Origin of the sequence: Fibrella aquatilis, assembly GCF_017353255.1 — a bacterium.
Lineage (GTDB): Bacteria > Bacteroidota > Bacteroidia > Cytophagales > Spirosomataceae > Fibrella > Fibrella aquatilis.
The window spans coordinates 54,269-76,467 of the sequence record NZ_JAFMYU010000027.1 but is presented as its reverse complement, the minus strand read 5'-3'; the positions used below and the strand labels follow the sequence as shown (position 1 = coordinate 76,467).

Sequence of the window (22,199 nt, the reverse complement as noted above, 5' to 3'; positions counted from 1 at the left end):
GGCAGGGGCTGTTCTATTTTTACCGTCAAAAGTAGTTGGTCACTGGTCATTCGCTACGCCGCACCCTGGCCTGTGTCCCCACAGGCCTACGGCACCGGAGGTAGACTGTGGCTCGCGCAAGCGTAGGCCTGTGGGGACACAGGCCAAGGTGCCAGACCGCAGCCAATGACCAACCACAAACTACCAACCGCCCTGTTTTATAATGGCCAACCCAACCAAGAAACTGTTTTTGCTCGACGCGATGGCGTTGATCTACCGCGCCCACTTTGCGTTTAACAAAAATCCGCGTATCTCCTCGAAAGGGGTCAACACCTCCGCCGTTTTCGGCTTTATGAACTCGCTGCTGGAGGTGTTGCAGAAGGAAAAACCCACCCATATGGGCGTGGCCTTCGACCACTCCAAGAAGACGTTCCGGCACGAGCAGTTTCCGATGTATAAGGCCACCCGGCAGTCGCAACCCGAAGATATTTCGGTGGCCATTCCTTATATCAAGCAGATCGTGGAGGCCATGAACATGCCGATGTTGATTAAGGAAGGCTTCGAGGCCGACGATGTCATTGGCACCCTGGCCCACCGGGCCTGCGCCGCGGGCGATTTTGAGATATACATGATGACACCCGACAAAGATTACGGGCAGCTTGTCAATAACTGCGTACACATTTATAAGCCTGCCTTCATGGGCAAACCCGCCGAGAAGCTGGGGGTTAAAGAGATTTGTGAGCGTTGGGGCATCGAGCATGTAGGGCAGGTGGTCGACATGCTTGGTCTGGTGGGCGATTCGGTCGATAATATCCCCGGCATTCCCGGTATCGGTGAAAAAACGGCCCAAAAGCTCATCGCCGACTACGGCAGTATTGAAAACCTGATTGCCAACGCCGACCAGTTAAAGGGCAAGCTAAAAGAGAACGTAATTCAGTACGGGCAGCAGGGGATTATGTCGAAAGAGCTGGCAACGATCCACATGGAAGTGCCGGTGCCCTTCGACGAAGAAGCCCTGAAGCTGTCGGACTATGACAAACCCCGGCTGGCGGCGTTGCTGGACGAGCTAGAGTTTCGGCAGATGAAAACCCGGTTGCTGGGTGACTTTGATGGTGCTGCTACTACCTCCGCTCCAGTGGCAAAATCGTCGAACGGACAAATGGGGCTTTTTGACCCTTCTCCGGCTTTCATACCGATGCCCACCGCCGTTGGCAACCCCAGCGGGGCCGACGATCTGCCCTTTTTGTTTGGTGACGAACCGGCCCCGGCTGCGGTTGAACCCGTGAAAAAAACGCGGGCAAAAAAGACCGCCGTGGTGGTTCCCGCTGCCTCTGGTGAAGCCTCTACCCCCAATGCCGTGACCGATACTGCCGCCGTGGAAGATGCGCCCGGTGCTGAACGCGTGGCTACATGGGGCGACGATGCCCACGAGTACGAGATCGACACGGCCTATTCGACAGAACGGCGCAAAGACATCAACTCTGTCTTGCATGACTACCGGCTGGTGGATACGTCCGAGCTGCGGGCCAGTCTGGTGGGCTATCTCAACGAGCAAACCCGCGTCTGCTTCGACTCCGAAACCACCGCCATAGACCCCGTGGAGGCTGATCTGGTGGGGTTGTCTTTCTCCTACAAACCGGGCGAGGCGTTCTACGTGCCCGTACCCGAAGACCGGGCCGAGGCACAGGCGGTGGTGGATCAGTTTAAGCCGTTTTTTGAAAATGAGGCCATCGAGAAGGTGGGGCAGAACCTGAAGTATGACCTGCTAATGCTGAAAAAGTACGGCGTGGTGGTACGCGGGCCGCTGTTCGACACCATGATTGCCCACTACCTGATCGAGCCGGAGCAACGCCACAACATGGACGTTATGGCCAGTATCTACCTCAACTACAACCCGGTGGCCATCGAGTCGCTGATTGGCAAGAAGGGGAAAGGGCAACTCACCATGCGCGAGGTAGACATTCAGCGGGTGGTGGAATACGCCGCCGAAGACGCCGACGTGACCCTGCAACTCCGCGATACCTTCGCGCCGATGCTCAACAAAGACGAGCTGAGCAAACTCTTCGACAAGGTAGAAATGCCGCTGGTGCAGGTGCTGGCCGATCTTGAGTTGGAGGGCATTACCTTGGATACCAACGCATTAGCCGAACTATCGGCCACGCTGGAGACCGATATGCGGCAGGTGCAGCAGGAGATCTACGAGATTGCAGGCAGCGAGTTCAACATCGGTTCGCCCAAGCAGCTCGGCGAGATCTTGTTCGACCGGCTCAACCTCGACAAGAACGCCAAGAAGACCAAAACGGGGCAATATGCCACCGGCGAAGAGGTGCTTTCGAAGCTGGAAGCCGACAACCCCATCATTGGCAAAATCCTGGATTACCGGGAGTTGATCAAGCTCAAAAACACCTACGTCGATGCCCTGCCGCTGCTGATTTCGCCGCGCACGGGCCGGGTGCATACGTCGTTCAATCAGGCCGTGGCCAGTACCGGACGGTTGTCATCGACCAACCCGAACCTGCAAAACATTCCCATCCGCACGCCGCGCGGACAGGAAATCCGCAAGGCCTTCGTGCCCCGCTCCGACGAATTTCTGATCATGTCGGCCGACTATTCGCAGATCGAACTGCGGATCATGGCAGCCTTCAGCGGCGACCAAACCATGCTCGATGCCTTCAACAACGGCATCGACATTCACACCCAAACGGCCTCGAAAGTATTCCACGTGGGCATTGGCGAGGTGACGAGCGAGATGCGGAGGAAGGCCAAAACCATCAATTTTGGTATCATCTACGGCATTTCGTCGTTCGGCCTATCGCAGCGGCTGAAGATTCCGCGCAAAGAAGCCGGGCAGATCATTGAGGAATATTTCCAGGAGTTTTCGGCGGTGAAAGCCTACATGGATCAGAGTATCGAGAAGGCCCGCGGCTGTGGCTACGCCGAAACGATTCTGGGTCGCCGCCGCTACCTCCGCGACATCAATTCGCGCAATATCACCGACCGGATGTTTGCCGAGCGCAACGCCGTGAACGCCCCCATTCAGGGCAGTGCCGCCGACATGCTCAAGATTGCGATGATCAAGATCCACGAGTTTATGGACCGCGAAAACCTGAAGTCGAAAATGATCCTGACCGTGCATGACGAACTCGTGTTCGACGCCCACAAGTCAGAGATGGAATTCCTGAAAGAAAACGTAGACCGGATCATGAAAACCGCCATCCCCATGGCCGTCCAAATGGAAACCGGCGTCGGCTTCGGGGAGAACTGGTTGGTAGCGCATTGAACCCAATCAGGCGGCTATGCGTGCCAAAAACGGGTATTTGCTCTACGATACGTTTAATAAATTTGCTAGAAAATGAAGGTGGCAGTAATGATCTTGTCAACACATTTATTTTACTGTATCGCTAAAAGCAATCTGCGAAACTATATTGTACTGGTAATCAAGCCAATATAGTTCCGCAAAGTTGCGTACATTAACTTGTTGGGCCTCGGCCATGTATGGCTCGCTCGGCGGCTTCGTACGACAGGATGAATAGTTCATTGCGAGCGTTTTTTACTTCCATTTCGCGCTTCGTGCGACAGGCCAAACTGGAGTCAAGGCAACGCACCTAAGTGTGTCGACAGCAGCGTTCGACAAGCCAAACTCCTCGTGAGGACAGTGTTTGCTTTGCGGCACCGTGCGACAAGCATAACTTGAGCGTCAGGAACGTACCTGAGTAAGTTTAAACCAGTTTACCATGCAACGTTACTACTTCTCTTGGGGCAAGAATAATAGCAAATCTTTTGCATGCTTGGATTCAAACTGGAAATTAGAAACAAGCTTTGGGCTTATTTTACCTAAAAAAGAGGAAGAATTCATTAAATCAAGAGGTAATCATGCAAAATATATCCAACTGGTTTTAAGTACTGATACATTACCTGAACCAACAAACGGCGATAATTTCTATTGGAATTATAATAGAAGAATGTTTGGCAGTATCTTTTATAATTTAAGTTTAGAGTATGATGCTACGAATGGAATAAGTATTTCAAGCTATTTTGATGATTTAAGGGCTAAAATTAGAAGCAAGTTTCTTGATGAAATTGAGAGTCAGCTTTTCGATGTTTCGATTAATTTTGAAGAATTTATTGAATTCAAAATCAAGGAATATATTTGCTGTGAATTTTGTCAAGGTGTTATGAAAAAAGAGAACTATGGTTCCCACTTAAGAAAGAAGCATGAAAAAACGAACTCTGAAATACGCATTATTGAAAGTAACTTTGACCAAGATAAATATAAAGTATATCTATATGAAAAGGCTTTGATGCACGCTCAACGTAAATTCATGCTTTTGTTAAGAGATAATTTATTTAGAGAGTTTAATCGCAAAATTACTGTTGAGGTTTTAGTGAATGAGATTGATGAGATATTTGAAACATACATACTAATGAAGAATAAAATGGAGGAGATTGAAGAGAGTAAGGTTTCTTTGAATAAAAGGTTTGAAAAAAACACAGTTCAGCTACTAAATCAAGTAAGTGATTTGAATGAGAAATTATCACAACAGAAGCAGTTTCAAAAAGAAAATCAGAACTCAGCAATTAAAAACTCCCTATTAATTGCTGATCTAAATACTGCCAATAATTACATAAAACAATTAACATTAGAAAGAGACGAGGCTCGCCAAAGACTAGAAAACCTTCAAAGGTTTCTTAAATCAGGTAATGGATATAAAGGTGAAATATCGAAAAAACTAAATATTGAGAATGATACCGACAAAGAAGATAAACATAGATTAGGCTCTCAACTTGATGGTTCTTCAGGTTTTTATGTTGAGCGTGAGAATGGACGTTTTGGCTCGCTCTCCTCATTTGATAATTATAGTGACGACTATAACGAGAAATTTGATCCACAGGATGATTAAAAAAGTCCATTTCCACGTTTCGTCGGACAGGCAGCATTCCTGAGCGCGACGTTGGAATACCCAACGAACTGAGTGTGTAAAGGTTAGGCAGGTATGTTAGTTTTGGTTATCTTGCTTCATCCATCAACACTCAGGGGCGTTAGGCCATTCTTAAGCGTAGATGGGTATTTCACGTACCGTGCGACAGGCCAAACGCCCATATTATGACAGCTTGACTGGTACGCCGGGTTATCTCGTCCTGAAATAGGTTTATTGAAGCTGAATGGGCGACAGACAATATAGGAGTTCCAGCCCATCTCTGAGTAGTTCTAGCTACTTTTACCGTATGGGTAAACAGGTTAGTCAGTACGATAAGATATTTAAGGAGAACATTGAGGCCGTCATTCCGAGTTTGATGCAAAATATCCTCCACATCACGGCGGTCGAATCCGAAGAACTGCCTGATGATGTGCAGCATACAAAGGAGCGCAAGCCCGACGTGCTCAAGAAAATCACGGACACGAAGGGTGATACCTACGTCTTGCAGATTGAGTTTCAAGTAGCCGACGAACCAGAAATGGTCTACCGCATGGCCGAGTATTACGTCATGCTAACTCGTAAGTATAATCTCCCCGTAAAGCAGTTTGTCATTTTCTTAGGCCCTGCCAAGCCTCAGATGGCTGCAAGTCTGACCAGTTCAAGTATGCAGTTTGACTATTCGCTTATTACGTTCTCTGACCTTGACTACCAAATTTTTCTACGTTCGTCACGGCCCGAAGAAGTCGTTTTAGGCATTCTCGGCGATTTCAAAGGCGATAGCACCGAGAAAGCCCTAAGCCAAATCATTCAACGGATTGATGAAACGGCGAAAGGCGATTTTCCGTTGAAGAAGTACTTCAAGCAGTTGCGGGTATTATCGCAGTTGCGTAAATTGGAAAAGTATCTAAAAGACCTGACAATGGACAGCATCAGCAAGTTTGTGAGCATTGAGCGCGACCCAGCTTACTTAGTGGCTCAGGAAAAAGAACAGATCAAGTTTGTTGTGTATCTGTTAAAGGATGGTAGCCACACCATTGACCAGATCGCAGACATCGCAGGAGTATCTGCTGAGTTCGTTAAGAACGTTGAGCAAAATCTGATAGATAATAAGTAACGCAGCGTCACCGGCGACAGGCAGCACTTGTGTATACCACGTTGGGAAACCCAACGCCCAGAAGGGCGTAAAAGCTCCTTCGTCGCTACTAACACCCGTGGGTATTGAGTAGACAGTAGAAGCCGTTCAGCACTCTAGCTTTCATGTGACAGGCGGGTTAGCAGCAAGGCTGAACATATATGACTCCAACGTTAAGCAGACAGCTATCTGCGTACTGCTTTTTAGCGTCAGTGCGCTGCCCAGCCTTGTTTTAACACCTCCTCCGCCGGTTTGCCTTGTGGGCTGAACATGTCGCGTTCCCTGTGTCCGTGGCGTTCGTTCATGTGCCATTTCCAGACGAAGCCCCCGGCGAACCAGGGTTGGGGCCATACGGCGGCGTGGAGGGCGGCGTAGGCGTTGGCCTGGGCGGTGGGGTTGGGCTGGCAATCGGTTTCGGATTCCCACGGTTTTTCGGCGGTGTGGTCGCAGGCGCGGTAGCCGAACTCGGTGAAGAGAATGGGTTTCTGGTGCTTGCCGCTTAGCTCGGCCAGTTCGGCCATTGGTTTTTTCCAGCCGCGCACCATTGCTTTTTCAGAGGGGGTTTTGGCATCGTCGAGGGGGAAATAAGCGTCGACGCCGATGTAATCAAGCTCCTTCCAGAACGGGATTTGGGCGAAGCGGTCCCAGTTGGCGGCGTAGGTGAGTTGGCCTTTATACACCTTCCTGACATCGGCAATGAGGGTTTTCCAGAAATCGGGGCGGGCCATCGAGAACTTGTCGAGTTCGGTAGTGATACAAAACAGGTCGATCTTGAGCGAGTCGGCGATGCGGGCGTTACCCAGCACGTAGCCCCGGTAGTCGGCCTCGAACGATTGCCAGTCGGCGGCCTTGTCGAAGGCCAGGTCGAGGTGCGAGCCGCCCATCATCCAGACGTGTGGTTTCAGCATCACCTTCAGGCCCTGAGCCCGCGCCATGGCCACCGTGCCCGCGATGCCTTCAGGCGTTTCGCCCCACCATTGGCCCATGCGCCGTTCGCCGGGGGGCGGGTTGCCGTGCCAGTAGAAGTGGGGATCGTCTTTTTTGCAGAAGCCATAGGGCACCACCGCCACCCAGGTGCCCCCATCGGCGCGGAGGGCCATCAGGGTACTGTCGTTGGGCTTTTGGGGCGGGGCCACGAGGTTGGCACCCTTCATTTTTTTGCCCGTATACACAAAGGGCACCGTCGATTGGCAGTTGGCCAACAGGGCCACTAGAAAAAGGCAGCAGGAAAACGAGAGTTGGCGCACAGGATTTGGGTAGCTTGCGTTCATACAGTAGCGTAGGGCAACTTACGCAATCTTCATCAGCGTTACGCACCTCAATGATCACCACCTCTGTTTTTGACCTGTTTAAAATCGGCCCCGGCCCGTCGAGTTCGCACACCATTGGCCCCATGAAAGCGGCCTACGACTTCGTACAGCGCATGTCGGCTCTCCCCATTGACCAGCTCGCCACGGCCACCCAACTGCACATTCATCTCTACGGATCGCTGAGTGCCACGGGCAAAGGCCACGGCACCGACCGCGCCATTGTGGCCGGGCTGCTGGGCTGGCAACCCGAAACTACCAACCCCGACGCCCTGCTCAACCTTCTCCGCGACCCTGCCGAAACGTACCCCGTTCAGGTAGCCGACAGGATCTTTCCAGTCAACGCGGCGTCTATCCATTTCGAGCGCGTCCGCTACGATTCGCCCTACGCCAACACGATGGTGCTGGCCCTCACGGATGGTGCAGACGGGATAGCGTCGGAAGAATATTATTCCATCGGCGGGGGGTTTATCATTCGCAAAGGCCAACCCGACGACAGCGCCAACCCCGTTTCGGTGCCTTACCCCTACTCGACAATGAACGAGTTGAAAGCGCACTTGACTGCATCGGGATTGCCCTTAGCAGAGGTGCTTTTGGCTAACGAGATGGCCGTTTCGGGCTTGTCGCGCAAGGAAGTAAACGCCCGCCTTGATGGACTCATCGAGGCCATGCACAAGGCCGTGCGGCGGGGCCTTAGGCATAAGGGTGTGCTGCCCGGCAACATTCGTCTGCGCCGTAAAGCCCCGGCCTTGTATCAGCAGGCACGGTCGCTGGTGCAGTCGGCTGATAGCTTTCTGATTTTCCTAAACGCCTACTGCTTAGCAGCTTCCGAAGAAAACGCGGCGGGGGGTATTGTGGTAACGGCCCCCACGTCGGGCGCGTCGGGCGTGATACCGGGGCTGACGTACCTGGCCAAAAACCATTTTCATTACGACAAAACCACCCTGCGCGAAGGCCTGCTGGCGGCGGCGGCCATTGGGTTTCTAGTGAAGCACAATGCCAGCATTTCCGGAGCCGAAATGGGCTGCATGGGCGAAATAGGCACGGCCTCGGCCATGGGCGCGGCGTTCCTGACGCAGTGCGCGGGACACGGCATCGGGGCCATCGAAGCCGCCGCCGAAATTGGCATTGAACACCACCTCGGCATGACCTGCGACCCCATCGGCGGCTACGTACAGATTCCGTGTATCGAACGCAACGCGATGGGGGCCGTAAAAGCTTACAACGCCTACCTCCTGGCCTCGTCGGGTTCGCCGGGTATGCAAAAAATCTCCCTCGACGCGGTCATCAAAGTCATGAAAGCCACCGGCCGCGACATGTCGACAAAATACAAGGAGACCTCCGAAGCAGGGCTAGCCCTGAGCGCGACGGAATGCTGAGGGAGTGGTGAGTGGTAAACGCTAAGTGGTGAGTTTGCTTCCGCAAGAGCAGTACGCTGGCGGAAGCAAACTCACCACTTAGCGTTTACCACTCACCACTATCTGACCGGGTTTTGCTTGAAAATCAGTTCGAGTTGCTCGAACAGTTCCGGGTGCTTTTGTTTGAGCAGGTCGGGGCGTTTGAAGAAATATTCGGAGACAACGGCGAAGAATTCGGCTTCGTTGGTGAGGCCGTAGGGGTTTATGTCGGTGCGGCCCGTTTCCATCTGCTGCATGGTTTCGTGCATGAGTCGCAGCCACGGTTGCAGGTGCTCTTTAGGAATCATCATTTCCGGTGCCCCGTCGATCTCACCATCGACTTTGTCGAGCAGGTGGACAAACTCATGGATGCCGGTATTTTCCTTGCTCGTCTTGTTCAGAAACCCATTCAGCAATGCCGATTTAGAGAGGGCCATGCTACTCTGTAACGCGCCGCCTGTGCCCACCAGCCCCATCGTGCGGCGGTCGGTTCCTTCCGTTTCGAACGTCTTTTCGTTGAAGGTGCTGTCGTAGAGCACCACGTTGGTCAGGTTGGGGTATTGCCAGTCGTCGAACGCAAATACGGGAATGACCGCGCTGCTGGCTACCAGCACTTTATCTATTTCTGATACCTCCGTTTCGACACCCTCAATCGTCACATTGGCCAGAAACTGATTGACGCGCTCGGCAAAAATCGGCTGCTTCTCTTCGGGCAGCGAGGCATAGTACGGCACGTTTTCGGCCAGCAGTTCCACCATGGTGGGGGGCAGTGGTGCCGCCGGCTCAACGAGCACTTTCCGGCGTTTTTTCAGGAAGAAAAACACGAGCAGGCCCGTAGCCAGCAAGCCAAGCAGTATTCCAATGACATAGCCCATACGCCTTAAAACGAAACGGGTGGAAGAAGGTTAGCAAAGTTGACCCGCTGGCTTGTTGGGGTGGCACACGCTAATGCCCCGCCCGGTCGGCTTATCTTTGCCGTATGATTGCTTTTCGCCTATTGGCCGCCCTGCCCTTTTTTATCCTCTACCGGGTGGCCGACTTGCTTTATGTTATACTGACGCATGTGATCCGCTACCGTCGGGCGGTCATTCTCGACAACCTCCGGCAGTCGTTTCCTGAACTAACGGAATCGGCAAGGTGGCGCGTTGCCAAAGCGTATTACCGGAACATCAGCGACGTGATTGTGGAGATTGTGAAGCTACCCGGACTATCGGCCCACGAGATGCGCCGCCGGGTGGTGTACACCAATCCGGAAGTAGCTTTAGACCTGCTGGCAAGTGGCCAAACAGCCATTGTGGTGGCCCCCCATCAGTGTAATTGGGAATGGTTGCCACCGGCCGCGGGCGTGTACGGACTAACCGTCGACAGTGTGTATAAACCGTTGAACAGCCCATTTTCTGAACGACTGATGCGGCATATCCGGTCGAGTTTCGGGCCATACATGATTCCCATGCAGCGGCTTCCCCGCGAACTGGTCCTGCGGCGGCAGGTGCCCCGGCTCATTGCTCTTGTGGCCGATCAGATGCCCAACCAGCCCGAAGCGGCCTACTGGACAGACTTTTTGCACCGCGACACGCCCTTCTACACGGGTATCGAGCGGCTGGCCCGTAGCCTGAAGGTTCCGGTGCTCTACGTAGATATGCTGCGGGTGAAGCGGGGCCACTACACCGCTACATTTTCGGTGCTGGCCGAGCCACCTTACATCGATGTGCCCGAAGGCGAGCTTATTGACCGCTACCGCGACCGCCTCACCGCCACCATCCGTCACGACCCCGCCAACTGGCTCTGGTCGCACAAACGCTGGAAACACCACCGGCAGGAGTATGCGAAGTTGTGGGGAAAACTAGAATGATGAAGGGATTTTGGATTGGGGATACTTTGATTTCGGATTGGGGATTGCGGATTGTTGCTGACGCATGGGTTTGCTCTGGCGTCAGCAACAATCCAAAATCCGCAATCCCCAATCCGAAATCATTACTGGTACTGAATATAAAGTGGTTTCGGGGTGAGGGAAAGCACTTCTTTAGGCTCCATCAGGTGGGGTACCTTCCAGCTTGAATTCTTGTCGACTTTTTTGAGGTCGTTTTTATAGAACAGTTTAAAGCCGGTATACTGCACAGGTTCCGTCTGAATGTAGTCGTGGTAGGTGTCACGCTTGAGCGAAGGCGGTCCCCAGCCATCCATGTGCATCACGATCTGCACGTTGGGGTCGAGCTTGATGTTTTTGTAGTTGGTTACCATGCGGCGGGTAAACCGGTGTACTACCAAAATCTTGGGTGGCAATTTTTTATCCTTCACAATACGGCTCAGAAACTGCACCGCCGAGTTAACGTCGGCGGCATCATACGTACCTATTTTCGAGCCGGGCCGGGCACCAGTTTTCATCGAAAATTCGGGGTCAATGCCCAGGTGAACGTAAGGTAATTCGATGTATGGTTTCAGAAATTCCATTTCGGGACCAAGCGGAGCCAGCCCCACCTGAATATCGAGGAAACAGATAGCATTGTGTTCGGCAGCCCAGCGGATCACTTTCCGAATCGTTTTGTCAGACATGCGCATGCTGTAATGACCATTCTTGCCGGGCGCACCTTGCGCCGAGATTGCCACCAAGTGCAGGGCTTTTTGGATTGGCGTTTTGGCCGAATCCTGTTCAATCCAGGGAATGGCCTGCTGGTCGAGCTTGCGGAGCATATCATCTTTAGGGTACTCGCCCAGAACACCCATTTTCTTTGAGTGTGGGTTGCCATAGAAGGCCAGAATACGCTTACCTGGCAAAATAGCTCCCGTAATTTTTGGTCCGATCAACCCTAATGAATCAATGGGCGACAGTGCTTTCCCCGCAGCTATGGAGTCGGGCAGTGCGGTGCTGGTACTGGCGGGTGCGTCGGTCTCGGGGGTGGCCGATGCCGACGTGGTGATAGTGGCAGTACTGTCGTTGGCGGTGGTTTCTTTGGCTGCTTTCGATTGGCAACCCTGTCCGGCCCAAAGCGCCGACAGCAACAAAATAGATAGAGGCAGTTTCATCATAAGGCGAAAATTACGAACACAGGCGGGTAATTCAGCGCAGGGCATGCGTTAAAATGGCCACTACTTTTTTTAGTCGACCGCCTAACAGGGCTAAACGGCTCACAAAGGCTAAAAAAGTGGCGGGATGGTTTCCTGACGAAGCGCGGAAAAATAAGTGGCCGACCGCAACAACCGGCTGCCATACCAGCTAAACAGCTCACCATCGACGAGCCGGATTTTCGCCTGCGGGCATAGCTGTTGCAACTCGGCTATATGTTTCGCCTTGAACGGGTACGGCTCCGACGACAAGAAGATCAAGTCCGGTTGCGCGGCCTGCCAGTCAGTTTCGGTAATGACGGGGTAACGCATCTGGTTGGCAAAGGCGTTGGTGAAGCCAGCCGCGGTCAGCATGGCGTCGATAAAGGTGTCGGCGGCGGCCACCATCCAGGGTTTGCGCCAGATCAGGTACGCCACACGAGGGCGTTCGGGCGGGGCGGGCAGAGCAGCCATGGAAACGGTTATCTGCTGAGCAAGTGTTTCAGCCTCAGTCGATTTACCCACCAGCCTACCCACATCGCGAATCATGGCGAGGGCATCGGGCAGGGTGGTTACGTCGGTAACGTGAACAGGGGCAATGGCTTGCAGGGCTTCTACGTTGACGCGGGTATTTTCTTCGCGGTTAGCCAGAATCAGGGTAGGCTTCAGGGCTGCAACGCGCTGACTATCAACATTTTTTGTTCCGCCCACCACGGGTACGCTGGCCACCTCGTCGGCTGGATAGATGCAAAATTTGGTGCGCCCTACCACCGCCGGACCGACGCCCAGATGGAACAGCAGTTCGGTCTGCGACGGCACAATGGAAACGATGCGAAGCGGATTCATGAAGACAAAGGTAGGCAGGCAACAATGGGCGTAGATTAACGACGAGAACAACTTATGTCCTTAATATAACTACCCTTACCAACTACTTTACATTATGATTCGCTTCTCCTTCCTTATCCTCTTTATTTCGCTCCAGCTACCTCTTTTTGGTCAAAATACGGCACAAAAACGGGCCGCTAAGCTGGGGCTGGGTATGAATTTATCTTATCTGGATAATTATTGGAACGGCTCCAAAGCCCGTCATTTCAGCGATTTTGCCAAGCCCGCCGACGTGGCCATTCGCAAACAACGCCTAGCCGACCTGGCCAAAGCGGGCTTCAAAACCGTACGTATTCCGGTCTGTTTCGGAGCTTGGGCCAGTGTGCAACCACCCTACAAGTGGGATACGCCCGACCAGCTTTACGCCCCCGATTCGCTGGTGAAATGGGCATTGGCCAATAACCTGAACGTATTGATTGACCTGCACCATGTTGAGTTTGACCGGAGTATTGCCGGGGCCGACACTACGGCGCGGGTAAACTGGCTCTGGCAGCAAATTGCCGAACGCTACAAAACTACCGACCCCGAAAAAGTCCTCTTTGAACTCCGCAACGAACCCAACGGCATGACCGCCGCCACCTGGCGCAAACAGGCCGACGTGCTCATCCAGACGGTGCGGGCCATTGCGCCCAATCACACGCTGGTGGTGGGTTTTCACGATTGGAACGGCCGCGACGCTATGCTCCAGTCAGAACCCTTCGCCGACCCCAACATCATCTATACCTTTCACTTTTACGACCCGTTTATCTTCACCCACCAGGGCGCTACTTGGGCCGGGCAGGGCATTCCCGACCTGAAGGGTATTCCGTTTCCGGCCACCAAAGGCGTTACCATCAACGTGCCCGCCTCAGCCAAAGGCACCTGGGTAGAGAGTGCCATTAACAACTACGCCAACGAGGCCACCTACGACGCCATTTACAAAAGCCTGAGCGCAGCAAAAGCATGGTCGGTGGCGAAAAACGTGCCTATTTTTCTGGGCGAATTTGGCTCGTACAACCTCAATGCCACCCCAACAAGCCGTTGCCAGCACGCCGAGGCCATCTACTACGCCCTCAGTAAGTTGCAAATCCCGTCGGCCTGGTGGGAATGGGACGGCGGGTTCAGCATGTTTGGCAGCAACAGTACCCAAATTATGCCCTGTATGCTGGAGGCCCTGCGCACCTACGCCACCGGCGAAATTCAGGTACTCAGCACCGATCCCGCCACCGGGCAGTCGTTCCGGGTGTTTCCCAACCCCAGCCGTGACCAGATACGGGTAGAGGCAGGCAACCAGCCCGCCCATAGCGTTCGGCTGGTCGATTCGGCGGGGCGCACGGTGCTGCAAACCACCGACGGTTCAGAGGCCATCACTCTCCACACGCTCGGCGCGGGTATTTATTTGCTTACGGCCTTTGACCAAAGCGGTAAAGAGTTGGGTACCGCCCGCTTATTGAAGCAGTAGGCTAGGTTGAGGCTTTTTTTCGTCGCCATGCAACGCTGGCCAACGCCGTAATTCTTTATACCATGAAACAGCACCTCCTGCTCTCGGCCTGCCTCCTGGCAGGTACGCTGGCCAACGCCCAAACAGCCCCCACGTCGGGCACGATTACCTACGAAACCATGCGCCGGATCGACCCGTCGAACATCCGCATCAACATCAACGGGCAGGAAATCAGGCCCGGTGGTACCCTGCCCGATGGCCGTAAGTTCGAGGTGCCCGAAACAACCGAAGGCGTGGAAAAAGTGGAATTTGGTGGGCAGTGGGCCAAAGCCGATAACGGCGGGCGCGGCGGCATACGCATGTTTCGCGGGGGGCCGGGCGGCGGTTTTCCCGGTGGCGGCGGCGACAGACCGGGGGGCGATAACGGGGGCGACCGCAACGGCGGGGGCGAACGTACGCCCGAACAGATGCGGGCCATGCAGCAACGCACGGGCCGGTTCAGGATGCCTATTGAACAGGCCACCCACACTGACCTGGCCACGGGCAAAAGCTACCAGCTAACCACACTCAACGTCGATTCGACGAAGAAAGAATATTACCAGACCGAAGTGGCCGCCACCCGCCCCGCCGACTGGAAAGTGACGGGCAAAACCAAGACCATTCTGGGCTATACCTGCCAGCGGGCCACCTGCACCATTAAAGAGCAGCCCTGCACCGTCTGGTTCACCACCGACCTGCCCTTTACCTATTCGCCCGCTGCCGACCTCACTCCCGACAAGGGCGTGGTGCTGTTTGTTGAAAGCGACGACCTCATGTACCGGGCCACTAAAATAGACGCAGGCGCAGTGAACGAAGTCGCGCTGAAACCCCGCGCCGATGCCAAAACCGTGTCGGCCGACGAACTGCGGACTATTCGGCAGAAAGCGATGGCCACCATGCGGCAACAACAATCGCGCGACTTCCCGATCAGAAACTAACCCAGCCATGCGCGTTATCCTGCTGGGGCTGTGTATGCTCCCACTGTTGTCGCTGGCTCAGACAAAAACGGCCAAATCGGGCCAGGCAAGCGGTTTTGTGGTCGATTCGGTCACAAAAAAACCCCTGCTGGAGGCTAACGTGTCGGTGCTGCTGGCGCGCGATTCATCGTTTGTGCAGGTGCAAACTACGGGTGGCGATGGCGACTTCACCATTCAGAATCTGGCCCTGGGGCGCTACCGGCTGCTGATTACCTACGTGGGTTACCGGCCCAAGTCGGTGCTGCTGAACCTGACCGCCGCGCAACCCACGGTTAGCTTGGATACTATTAGGGTCATCCCGCAAACGCAGACGCTCAACGAAGTGGTGGTGGTGCAGGAGCGCCCGCCCGTGAGCGTAAAAGGCGATACGCTGGAGTTCAACGCCGGGTCGTTCAAGACGCAGCCCAACGCGCAGGTGGAAGATCTGCTGAAGAAATTGCCGGGTATGGAAGTCGACCGCGACGGCAACCTGAAAGCGCAGGGACAAGACGTGCGGCGGGTGCTGGTAGACGGCAAACCCTTTTTCGGCAATGACCCCAAAATGGCCACCCGCAACCTCCCCGCCGACATGATCGAGCGGGTGCAGGTGTTCGACCGGCAGTCGGAGCAATCACAGTTTTCGGGCGTGGACGATGGCGAACGCGACCGGACGGTGAATCTCGTGACCAAGCGCGACCGGCGGCGGGGGGTGTTTGGCCAACAGTCGGCGGGGTACGGTGCCGACGAGGCCGGTGCCGCCCGGTATCAGGGTCGGCTCAGCGTAAACCGGTTTAACAATGGGCAACAGCTAAGCGGCGTGGGGCAGTTGAACAACATCAATCAGCAGAATTTCACCGGCGATGGCCTTGGCAATGGCCCCACTGGGGGCGGCGGAGGCCAGGGTGGTGGGCAGGGCGGTGGCGGTAACGTGCAGATCGGAGGAGGTGGCGGACAAGGGGGCGGTGGCAATGGTGGCGGCGGCAACGCGGGTGGAGCCAATGGCTTGTCGCCCACGGGCATCACGCGGGCGCTGGCGGGCGGGCTGAATTTTTCCGACGCACTGGGCACCAAAACCGACATCAGCACCAGCTACTTTTTCAACCAGACCAACACCCAGAACGAGCAGACCAGCCGCCGCGAGACGTCGCTGCCCAGCAGTGCTACGGCAGCGGCACAAACCAATTTCACGGACAAACAAAGCGGCAATAGTTTGGGAAACGGCGCCCACCGGTTTAACCTGCAATTGAACTACCGCCTCGATTCGGCCAACTCGATCCGGCTTATTCCCAACCTGAGTTTCACGAACAACCAGACCAGCAGCCTCGCCACGGCCCGCACCGTAGACGGGCAGGGTAACTTGCTCAACACCAGCAACAGCAACTATACTAACAACGCGCAGGGGGTTTCGGGCACGAACACGCTGCTGTGGATGCACAAATTCAAACGGCGGGGGCGTACGTTTTCGGCTAATCTGATCACCACCATCAACGACCAGAACAGCAACGGTATCAACCAGTCGCAGAACCAGTTTCTGCGGTCGGTGGGGGGACAGTCGAGCCTGTTTGCGTCGCGGATTGACCAGCAGAACACGCAGACCACCAACGCGTTAGCCAACAACCTGACCCTCTCCTACACCGAGCCGCTGTCGCTGGCCAAGTCCATCGAGTTTCGGTATACGATGTCCCATTCCAACAATAAATCGGACCGGCAGGTCTATGATTTCAACGAAAGCACCAGGACTTATGACCTGGTTAACAGGCAGTTGACAAACAAGTACGCCAACGTGTTTACCACGCAGCGCGGGGGAATCTCCTACCAGTTTCGGCGGGTAAAATACCAGTATACCATTGGCGTTGACGCCCAAAACGCCACGCTCCAGTCCAACAACCTGTCGCAGGATATTACACTCGACCGATCTTTCTTTAACGTACTGCCCAGCGCCCGTTTCCAGTACAACCTGGGCCGTAACCGCAACTTCACCTTCGACTACCGCACCCGCGTAAACGCCCCATCGGTGACGCAGTTGCAGCCCATTGTCGACAACTCGAATCCGCTCTTTATCCGGGTGGGCAACCCCGACCTGCGGCCTGAGCTAAGCCACGTGGTAAACCTCAACTACCGCACCTACGACCAGACCACGTTTCACAGTTTTGTGGCCTCGCTAAATTTCACGCAGACCCAAAACCGCATCGTGAACGCGACGACCATCTCGCCGTCGGGGGCGCAGCAGGTACGGCCCATCAACGCCAACGGCTACTACGCGCTGTTTGGGTTTATGAACGTTAGCAAGCCCGCCAAGTGGGGGGCACAAACGGTCAATGTGAGTTGGAACACCAACCTGCTGGGTAGTCAGAGCATGAGTTTTCTGAACGACCGCGCCAACACGGCCCTGAACCTGAGCGTGGGGCAGGGCCTGAGCCTGAATACGAACATCAACGACAAAACGGACCTCAATTTATCAGGCAACGTTACCTACCAGGTGGCTACGTATTCGGTTCAGCCTCAGCAGAATACGCGCTTTTTCACCAACACGGCTAACCTCCGCGCCTTCCACCGGTTTGGCAGTCGGCTATTTGTCCAGACCGATGCCTACTACATCGCCAATTCGGGCCGGGCGGTGGGGTATAATCAGCAATATGTGTTGCTCAACGCCAGCCTTGGGCAGTACCTCTTCAAGCAAAAACAGGGCGAATTGCGCCTCACGGCCTTCGATCTGCTGAACCAAAACCGGAGCGTAACCCGCACCACCAACGAGAGCTACGTTGAAGATGTGCAAAGCCTGGTGCTACGCCGCTACTTCATGCTGTCCTTCAACTATTCAATACGTTATTTCGCCGCGATGAAAATGTAAACTGATTGACGAATTACGATGTACGAATTACGATTTTTGCTGACGCCTGTCTTCACTTGCGGAAGCAAAAATCGTAATTCGTACATCGTAAGTCGTAAATCAGATCACATGCTGCAAGAACAACACCCCGCCACCATTACCGGCCCTGCGTCTGAGGCCGAGATTGCCTATGCCATTGAGCAACTGGAAAGCACAAAAACAGCCCTCCACGATGCGGTAAGGGGCCTTTCAGAAGCACAACTAACGGCTAGGCCCGACCCGGCGCGGTGGTCGGTGGCTGAGTGTGTGGAGCATATTGTGCTGGTAGAAGGCGGCATTTTTGGTCGGCTACAGCATACCATGCAGAAGGAAGAGAACCCGGCCAAACGGGCCGAGATTCAGGTGTCGGATCTGTATTTGACCAAGGCCCTCCGCAGCCGCAAAACTGGTGTACCCGCCCCTGATCCTTTCGTGCCAACGGGGCGTTTTGGCAACACGACGGCCGCGTTGGCCGCATTTGATGCACAGCGGAACACCATCATAGACTACGTAAAATCGGCACCGGGCAACTGGCGGACGCATTATTTCACTCACATGGTCTTTGGCACCCTCGACGGTTACCAGACCCTACTCCTCTTTGCGGGCCACTGCGAACGCCACCGCAAACAGATCGACGAGATCAAAGCCGCGCCCGGTTTTCTGCAATGACGGATGTGCCCTCGCCTGCTCAGCCGCTGGAGATTCTGTATCAATCACCTGAGATAGTGGCTATTAACAAACCGCATGGGCTTTTGGTACACCGGTCGCCGATAGCCGCCGATGCCCATGAGTTTGCTGTGCAGTTGCTGCGCGATCAGTTGGGGCAGCGGGTATTTCCGGCCCATCGCCTCGACCGGAAAACGGGCGGGGTGCTGCTTTTTGCCCTCAATGAAATCATGAACGCGGCCCTGCAACAGCAGTTTGCCGACGGACAGATGCACAAAACATATTGGGCTATTGTGCGTGGCTACACCCCCGACACTCTCGACATTGACTACCCCCTCCGGCGCGATGAAGACGGAGTCATACAAGAGGCCTTCACCGGCTTAAAAACGTTACGTCGGGCCGAGATTCCTTTGCCGTTTGGTAAGCACGACACCTCACGCTACTCGCTGGTGGAGCTGACTCCCACCACGGGGCGGATGCATCAGTTGCGCAAGCACATGGCCCACGTTTTCCACCCCATCATCGGCGACCGCCCCCACGGCTGCAACAAGCAGAACAAGCTGTTTCTGAGCCAGTTCGGCATGAACACCATGCTGCTCCACGCGCGGGAGCTGTCGTTTCAGCACCCGTTTTCCGGCGAATCTATTATCATCGAAGCCCCGTTGCAGCGCGAGTTTACGCGAATGTTAGGGGTGTTGTTTGGGGGTATGTAGCGCTATCTTTGAGGCTTTACTAAACCCTTCCTATGACAAATCGTAACGTACTCTACTGGTCGTTTGTGGTCGCGCTGGGCGGCTTCCTGTTTGGCTTCGACACGGCCGTGATCTCCGGGGCCGAACGCGCCATTCAGCAACTCTGGCACCTGAGTGCCTCCGAACATGGCTTCACGGTCTCCATTGCCCTCATCGGCACCGTCATTGGTTCCATGCTCGGCGGTATTCCGGCCGATAGGCTGGGGCGACGGGCCACCCTGTTCGGCATTGCCGTTTGTTACCTCGTGTCGGCTATTGGCTCAGCCCTGGCGCACGACTGGTGGCTGTTTCTGGCCTTCCGATTCCTGGGCGGGCTGGGCGTGGGGGCGTCGTCGGTAGCGGCACCGCTGTATATTACCGAGGTCTCGCCGGCGGCGTCGCGGGGGCGCATGGTGGCCATGTTCCAGATCAACGTGGTGGCCGGTATCCTGATCGCCTACCTGTCGAATTACCTGTTGCAGGGCATTGGCGAAAACTCGTGGCGGTGGATGCTGGGTGTACAGGCGGCCCCCTCGCTGCTGTTTATGCTGGCGGTGCTGCGCATTCCCGAAAGTCCCCGCTGGCTGGTACTCAACCGCGGCGACCAACACGGTGCTCTCCAGACGCTCCGCCTCATCGACCCCACCACTGCCGACGCTATCCTGGCTGCTATTAGCGAGGGCGGTCGCCAAACTGCCGCCAAACCAAAAGCGGCCCTGTTCAGCGCGGCCTACCGGTTTCCGGTGACGCTGGCGGTGCTGTTCGCCGTGTTCAACCAGGTATCGGGCATCAACGCCATCATCTATTACGCCCCCCGCATCTTCGAAATGGCCGGGCTGGGCAAGTCATCGGCCTTGCTGTCGTCGGCGGGGATTGGGTTGATTAACTTCCTGTTTACCATTCTGGCGCTCAACTTCATCGACCGGTTTGGGCGGCGGGTGCTCATGCTGGTGGGGTCGGCGGGGCTGGTGCTCACGCTGGGGTTGGTGGCGCGGGCGTTCTACGTGCAGGACTTCGGCGGCATCACCGTGCCCCTGCTGTTGTTTATCTACATCGCCTTTTTCGCCTTCTCGCAGGGGGCCGTTATCTGGGTGTTTATCTCCGAAATATTTCCCAACGAAGTCCGCGCGAGTGGGCAGGCGCTGGGCAGTTTCACCCATTGGATCATGGCCGCCCTGGTAGCTGCCACCTTCCCCATCCTGACCGAACGCTTCGGCCCGGCCACGCTTTTCGCCTTTTTCTGCGCCATGATGGTCCTGCAAGGCCTTTTCGTCTGGCGGCTCATGCCCGAAACAAAAGGCACCTCCCTCGAAAACATGGACACGACGGTGCTGGCACACTAATTGCCGCATTCAAGGAGTTTACTGTTTGGAGTTTACTGTTATCTGTTGCGCAGTGGCTTCGCGCGCTAGGCCCTTCCCATGAAACGCCTCTATCTACTCTTCGTCCTAGCCCTCACGCTCAACAACGCTGTATGGGCGCAGGCTCCGGTGGCTATGTCGCCGCCGATGGGCTGGAACAGCTACAATGCGTATGGGGCTACGGTGACAGAGGCAGAGGTGAAAGAGAACGCAGCCTACATGGCCGAATACCTGCGGCCCCGGGGGTGGCAGTTTGTGGTCGTTGATTTTTGCTGGTCATATGCCCATCCGCCCGCCAGCACCCAGAGCAACCCCAAGCAGTTCCGGCTGGAAGACGGCGCGCATGTGCCTTGGCTGAACATGGACGACCACGGACGGCTCTTGCCCGACGAGCGCAAATTTCCGTCGGCGCACCGGGGCGCGGGCTTCAAACCCCTGGCTGATTATGTACATGGGCTGGGGCTAAAGTTTGGCATCCACGTCATGCGGGGCATTCCGAAACAGGCCGTCTGGGCCAAATCGCCCATTCTAGGGGCCAACGGCATCACCGCCGACCAGATTGCCGACACCACGTCTACCTGCCCCTGGCTCAACCACATGTATGGCGTAGACATGAAAAAGCCCGGTGCCCAGGAATATTACAATTCGCTGCTGGACCTGTATGCCCAGTGGGGCGTAGACTACATCAAGGTCGATGACCTGGGCCTGGAACGGGTAGCCGTAGACAAAACCGGGCCGGAGCGGGTCACGTTTACGTATTATAAAGCCGAGGTCGAGGCCATCCGGTCGGCTATTACCAACACGCGGCGGCCGTTTGTGTTTAGCGTATCGCCCTACCAGCCGTTCAGCAACAGCGAACACCTCCGTCAATACGCTAACCTGTTCCGTATTTCCAACGACTTCTGGGACGAATGGCCGCAGCTAAAAAAACAGTTCGACTACTGCGCCGAGTGGGCCACCATTGGCGAACCCGGCCACTGGCCCGACGCTGACATGCTGCAACTGGGCAAAATTGCCAAGCGCGGTCCCGTGGGCAAGCCCCGCCTGTCGCGCTTTACCGAGGCCGAACAACGCACCCACCTAACGCTCTGGTGCATGGCCCGCTCACCGCTGATGATGGGCGGCAACCTGCCCGACAACAGCGTATTTGTCAACAACCTGCTCACCAATGAAGAAGCCCTGGCTGCCAACCAATCGGCCACCAACAGCCGTCAGGTAAGCCGCAACGGCGATTTGGTGGTGTGGACCTCCGATGCCGCCGATGGCCGTTCGCGCTACGTGGCCCTGTTCAACCTGGGCGACCAACCCGCCCCCATGACCGTGGATTTCGGGCAGTTGGGCGCGGGCAAAAAAGCCAACGTCCGCGACATCTGGCAGAAGGCTTACCGGGGTCTTTTTAAGAAAGAGTATTCGGTACAAATTCCCCCGCATGACGTTGTCTTTCTGCGAGTTACGGGCGCGTAGAACACACTAAAGCAGGCACCATTCCGGGCGTT

At 55.3% G+C, this 22,199-nt stretch carries 16 protein-coding genes; 12 read left to right on the top strand and 4 right to left on the bottom strand.

Going from position 1 to position 22,199, the window contains the following annotated elements; genetic code table 11:
* Nucleotides 1-202 precede the first annotated feature (202 nt).
* The 3 genes from polA (at nucleotide 203) to J2I48_RS24405 (ending at nucleotide 6,012) form a co-directional block, all read left to right on the top strand.
* Nucleotides 203-3,259 carry a DNA polymerase I gene (gene polA / locus J2I48_RS24415; protein WP_207338134.1) on the top strand — a complete coding sequence of 1,019 codons (3,057 nt, stop codon included), beginning with the start codon at nucleotides 203-205 and terminating at the stop codon, nucleotides 3,257-3,259.
* A gap of 454 nt (nucleotides 3,260-3,713) precedes the next feature.
* Nucleotides 3,714-4,880: a GumC domain-containing protein gene (locus J2I48_RS24410; RefSeq protein WP_207338133.1), complete on the top strand. Its 1,167-nt coding sequence runs from the start codon at nucleotides 3,714-3,716 to the stop codon at nucleotides 4,878-4,880.
* Between the two features lie 325 nt (nucleotides 4,881-5,205).
* Nucleotides 5,206-6,012: an RpnC/YadD family protein gene (locus J2I48_RS24405; RefSeq protein ID WP_207338132.1), complete on the top strand. Its 807-nt coding sequence runs from the start codon at nucleotides 5,206-5,208 to the stop codon at nucleotides 6,010-6,012.
* A 227-nt stretch (nucleotides 6,013-6,239) separates the two neighbouring features.
* Here the strand turns inward: J2I48_RS24405 and J2I48_RS24400 are convergent, their stop codons facing one another.
* Nucleotides 6,240-7,301, bottom strand: a complete 1,062-nt coding sequence (locus J2I48_RS24400; protein ID WP_207338131.1) for a glycoside hydrolase family 113 — start codon at nucleotides 7,299-7,301, stop codon at nucleotides 6,240-6,242.
* 50 nt (nucleotides 7,302-7,351) lie between these two features.
* Between J2I48_RS24400 and J2I48_RS24395 the strand changes: the two genes are divergently transcribed.
* The gene (locus J2I48_RS24395) at nucleotides 7,352-8,716 is read left to right on the top strand and encodes an L-serine ammonia-lyase (protein ID WP_207338130.1); all 1,365 of its coding nucleotides are present in this window, start codon (nucleotides 7,352-7,354) and stop codon (nucleotides 8,714-8,716) included.
* Between the two features lie 98 nt (nucleotides 8,717-8,814).
* On the opposite strand, the gene J2I48_RS24390 is transcribed toward J2I48_RS24395, so the two are convergent.
* The gene (locus J2I48_RS24390) at nucleotides 8,815-9,609 is read right to left on the bottom strand and encodes a M90 family metallopeptidase (protein ID WP_207338129.1); all 795 of its coding nucleotides are present in this window, start codon (nucleotides 9,607-9,609) and stop codon (nucleotides 8,815-8,817) included.
* A 104-nt stretch (nucleotides 9,610-9,713) separates the two neighbouring features.
* On the opposite strand from J2I48_RS24390, the gene J2I48_RS24385 reads away from it, so the two are divergent.
* Nucleotides 9,714-10,586: a lysophospholipid acyltransferase family protein gene (locus J2I48_RS24385; protein WP_207338128.1), complete on the top strand. Its 873-nt coding sequence runs from the start codon at nucleotides 9,714-9,716 to the stop codon at nucleotides 10,584-10,586.
* 122 nt (nucleotides 10,587-10,708) lie between these two features.
* Here J2I48_RS24385 and J2I48_RS24380 read toward each other — a convergent pair whose 3' ends face one another.
* Both J2I48_RS24380 and J2I48_RS24375 read right to left on the bottom strand, forming a co-directional pair.
* Nucleotides 10,709-11,761 (bottom strand): hypothetical protein, encoded by a 1,053-nt coding sequence (locus J2I48_RS24380; protein WP_207338127.1) that lies wholly within the window; start codon nucleotides 11,759-11,761, stop codon nucleotides 10,709-10,711.
* Between the two features lie 108 nt (nucleotides 11,762-11,869).
* A complete protein-coding gene (locus tag J2I48_RS24375) occupies nucleotides 11,870-12,622 on the bottom strand; it encodes an ABC transporter substrate-binding protein (RefSeq protein ID WP_207338126.1) in 753 nt (250 codons plus the stop codon).
* A 94-nt stretch (nucleotides 12,623-12,716) separates the two neighbouring features.
* Here J2I48_RS24375 and J2I48_RS24370 point away from each other — a divergent pair, with 94 nt between their 5' ends.
* From J2I48_RS24370 to J2I48_RS24340, 7 genes are all read left to right on the top strand, one after another.
* A complete protein-coding gene (locus J2I48_RS24370) occupies nucleotides 12,717-14,102 on the top strand; it encodes a cellulase family glycosylhydrolase (protein WP_207338125.1) in 1,386 nt (461 codons plus the stop codon).
* A 62-nt stretch (nucleotides 14,103-14,164) separates the two neighbouring features.
* Nucleotides 14,165-15,058 (top strand): GLPGLI family protein, encoded by an 894-nt coding sequence (locus J2I48_RS24365; RefSeq protein WP_207338124.1) that lies wholly within the window; start codon nucleotides 14,165-14,167, stop codon nucleotides 15,056-15,058.
* Nucleotides 15,059-15,065: 7 nt separating this feature from the next.
* Nucleotides 15,066-17,927 carry an outer membrane beta-barrel family protein gene (locus J2I48_RS24360; protein WP_207338123.1) on the top strand — a complete coding sequence of 954 codons (2,862 nt, stop codon included), beginning with the start codon at nucleotides 15,066-15,068 and terminating at the stop codon, nucleotides 17,925-17,927.
* 108 nt (nucleotides 17,928-18,035) lie between these two features.
* Nucleotides 18,036-18,614, top strand: coding sequence for a DinB family protein (locus J2I48_RS24355; protein WP_207338122.1), 579 nt, complete (start codon nucleotides 18,036-18,038; stop codon nucleotides 18,612-18,614).
* The gene (locus J2I48_RS24350; RefSeq protein ID WP_207338121.1) at nucleotides 18,611-19,324 is read left to right on the top strand and encodes a pseudouridine synthase; all 714 of its coding nucleotides are present in this window, start codon (nucleotides 18,611-18,613) and stop codon (nucleotides 19,322-19,324) included. Before J2I48_RS24355 ends, J2I48_RS24350 begins: the two co-directional genes overlap by 4 nt.
* A 32-nt stretch (nucleotides 19,325-19,356) precedes the next feature.
* Complete coding sequence (locus J2I48_RS24345; RefSeq protein ID WP_207338120.1) at nucleotides 19,357-20,685, top strand: sugar porter family MFS transporter; 1,329 nt, start codon at nucleotides 19,357-19,359, stop codon at nucleotides 20,683-20,685.
* A 78-nt stretch (nucleotides 20,686-20,763) separates the two neighbouring features.
* Nucleotides 20,764-22,167, top strand: coding sequence for a glycoside hydrolase family 27 protein (locus J2I48_RS24340; RefSeq protein WP_207338119.1), 1,404 nt, complete (start codon nucleotides 20,764-20,766; stop codon nucleotides 22,165-22,167).
* Nucleotides 22,168-22,199: the final 32 nt, after the last annotated feature.

What these genes read in the sequence shown, in the direction of transcription:
- polA (WP_207338134.1), top strand. Translation starts at nt 203, where the DNA reads ATGGCCAACCCAACCAAGAAACTGTTTTTGCTCGACGCGATGGCGTTG.
- J2I48_RS24410 (WP_207338133.1), top strand. Translation starts at nt 3,714, where the DNA reads ATGCAACGTTACTACTTCTCTTGGGGCAAGAATAATAGCAAATCTTTT.
- J2I48_RS24405 (WP_207338132.1), top strand. Translation starts at nt 5,206, where the DNA reads ATGGGTAAACAGGTTAGTCAGTACGATAAGATATTTAAGGAGAACATT.
- J2I48_RS24400 (WP_207338131.1), bottom strand. Translation starts at nt 7,301, where the DNA reads ATGAACGCAAGCTACCCAAATCCTGTGCGCCAACTCTCGTTTTCCTGC.
- J2I48_RS24395 (WP_207338130.1), top strand. Translation starts at nt 7,352, where the DNA reads ATGATCACCACCTCTGTTTTTGACCTGTTTAAAATCGGCCCCGGCCCG.
- J2I48_RS24390 (WP_207338129.1), bottom strand. Translation starts at nt 9,609, where the DNA reads ATGGGCTATGTCATTGGAATACTGCTTGGCTTGCTGGCTACGGGCCTG.
- J2I48_RS24385 (WP_207338128.1), top strand. Translation starts at nt 9,714, where the DNA reads ATGATTGCTTTTCGCCTATTGGCCGCCCTGCCCTTTTTTATCCTCTAC.
- J2I48_RS24380 (WP_207338127.1), bottom strand. Translation starts at nt 11,761, where the DNA reads ATGATGAAACTGCCTCTATCTATTTTGTTGCTGTCGGCGCTTTGGGCC.
- J2I48_RS24375 (WP_207338126.1), bottom strand. Translation starts at nt 12,622, where the DNA reads ATGAATCCGCTTCGCATCGTTTCCATTGTGCCGTCGCAGACCGAACTG.
- J2I48_RS24370 (WP_207338125.1), top strand. Translation starts at nt 12,717, where the DNA reads ATGATTCGCTTCTCCTTCCTTATCCTCTTTATTTCGCTCCAGCTACCT.
- J2I48_RS24365 (WP_207338124.1), top strand. Translation starts at nt 14,165, where the DNA reads ATGAAACAGCACCTCCTGCTCTCGGCCTGCCTCCTGGCAGGTACGCTG.
- J2I48_RS24360 (WP_207338123.1), top strand. Translation starts at nt 15,066, where the DNA reads ATGCGCGTTATCCTGCTGGGGCTGTGTATGCTCCCACTGTTGTCGCTG.
- J2I48_RS24355 (WP_207338122.1), top strand. Translation starts at nt 18,036, where the DNA reads ATGCTGCAAGAACAACACCCCGCCACCATTACCGGCCCTGCGTCTGAG.
- J2I48_RS24350 (WP_207338121.1), top strand. Translation starts at nt 18,611, where the DNA reads ATGACGGATGTGCCCTCGCCTGCTCAGCCGCTGGAGATTCTGTATCAA.
- J2I48_RS24345 (WP_207338120.1), top strand. Translation starts at nt 19,357, where the DNA reads ATGACAAATCGTAACGTACTCTACTGGTCGTTTGTGGTCGCGCTGGGC.
- J2I48_RS24340 (WP_207338119.1), top strand. Translation starts at nt 20,764, where the DNA reads ATGAAACGCCTCTATCTACTCTTCGTCCTAGCCCTCACGCTCAACAAC.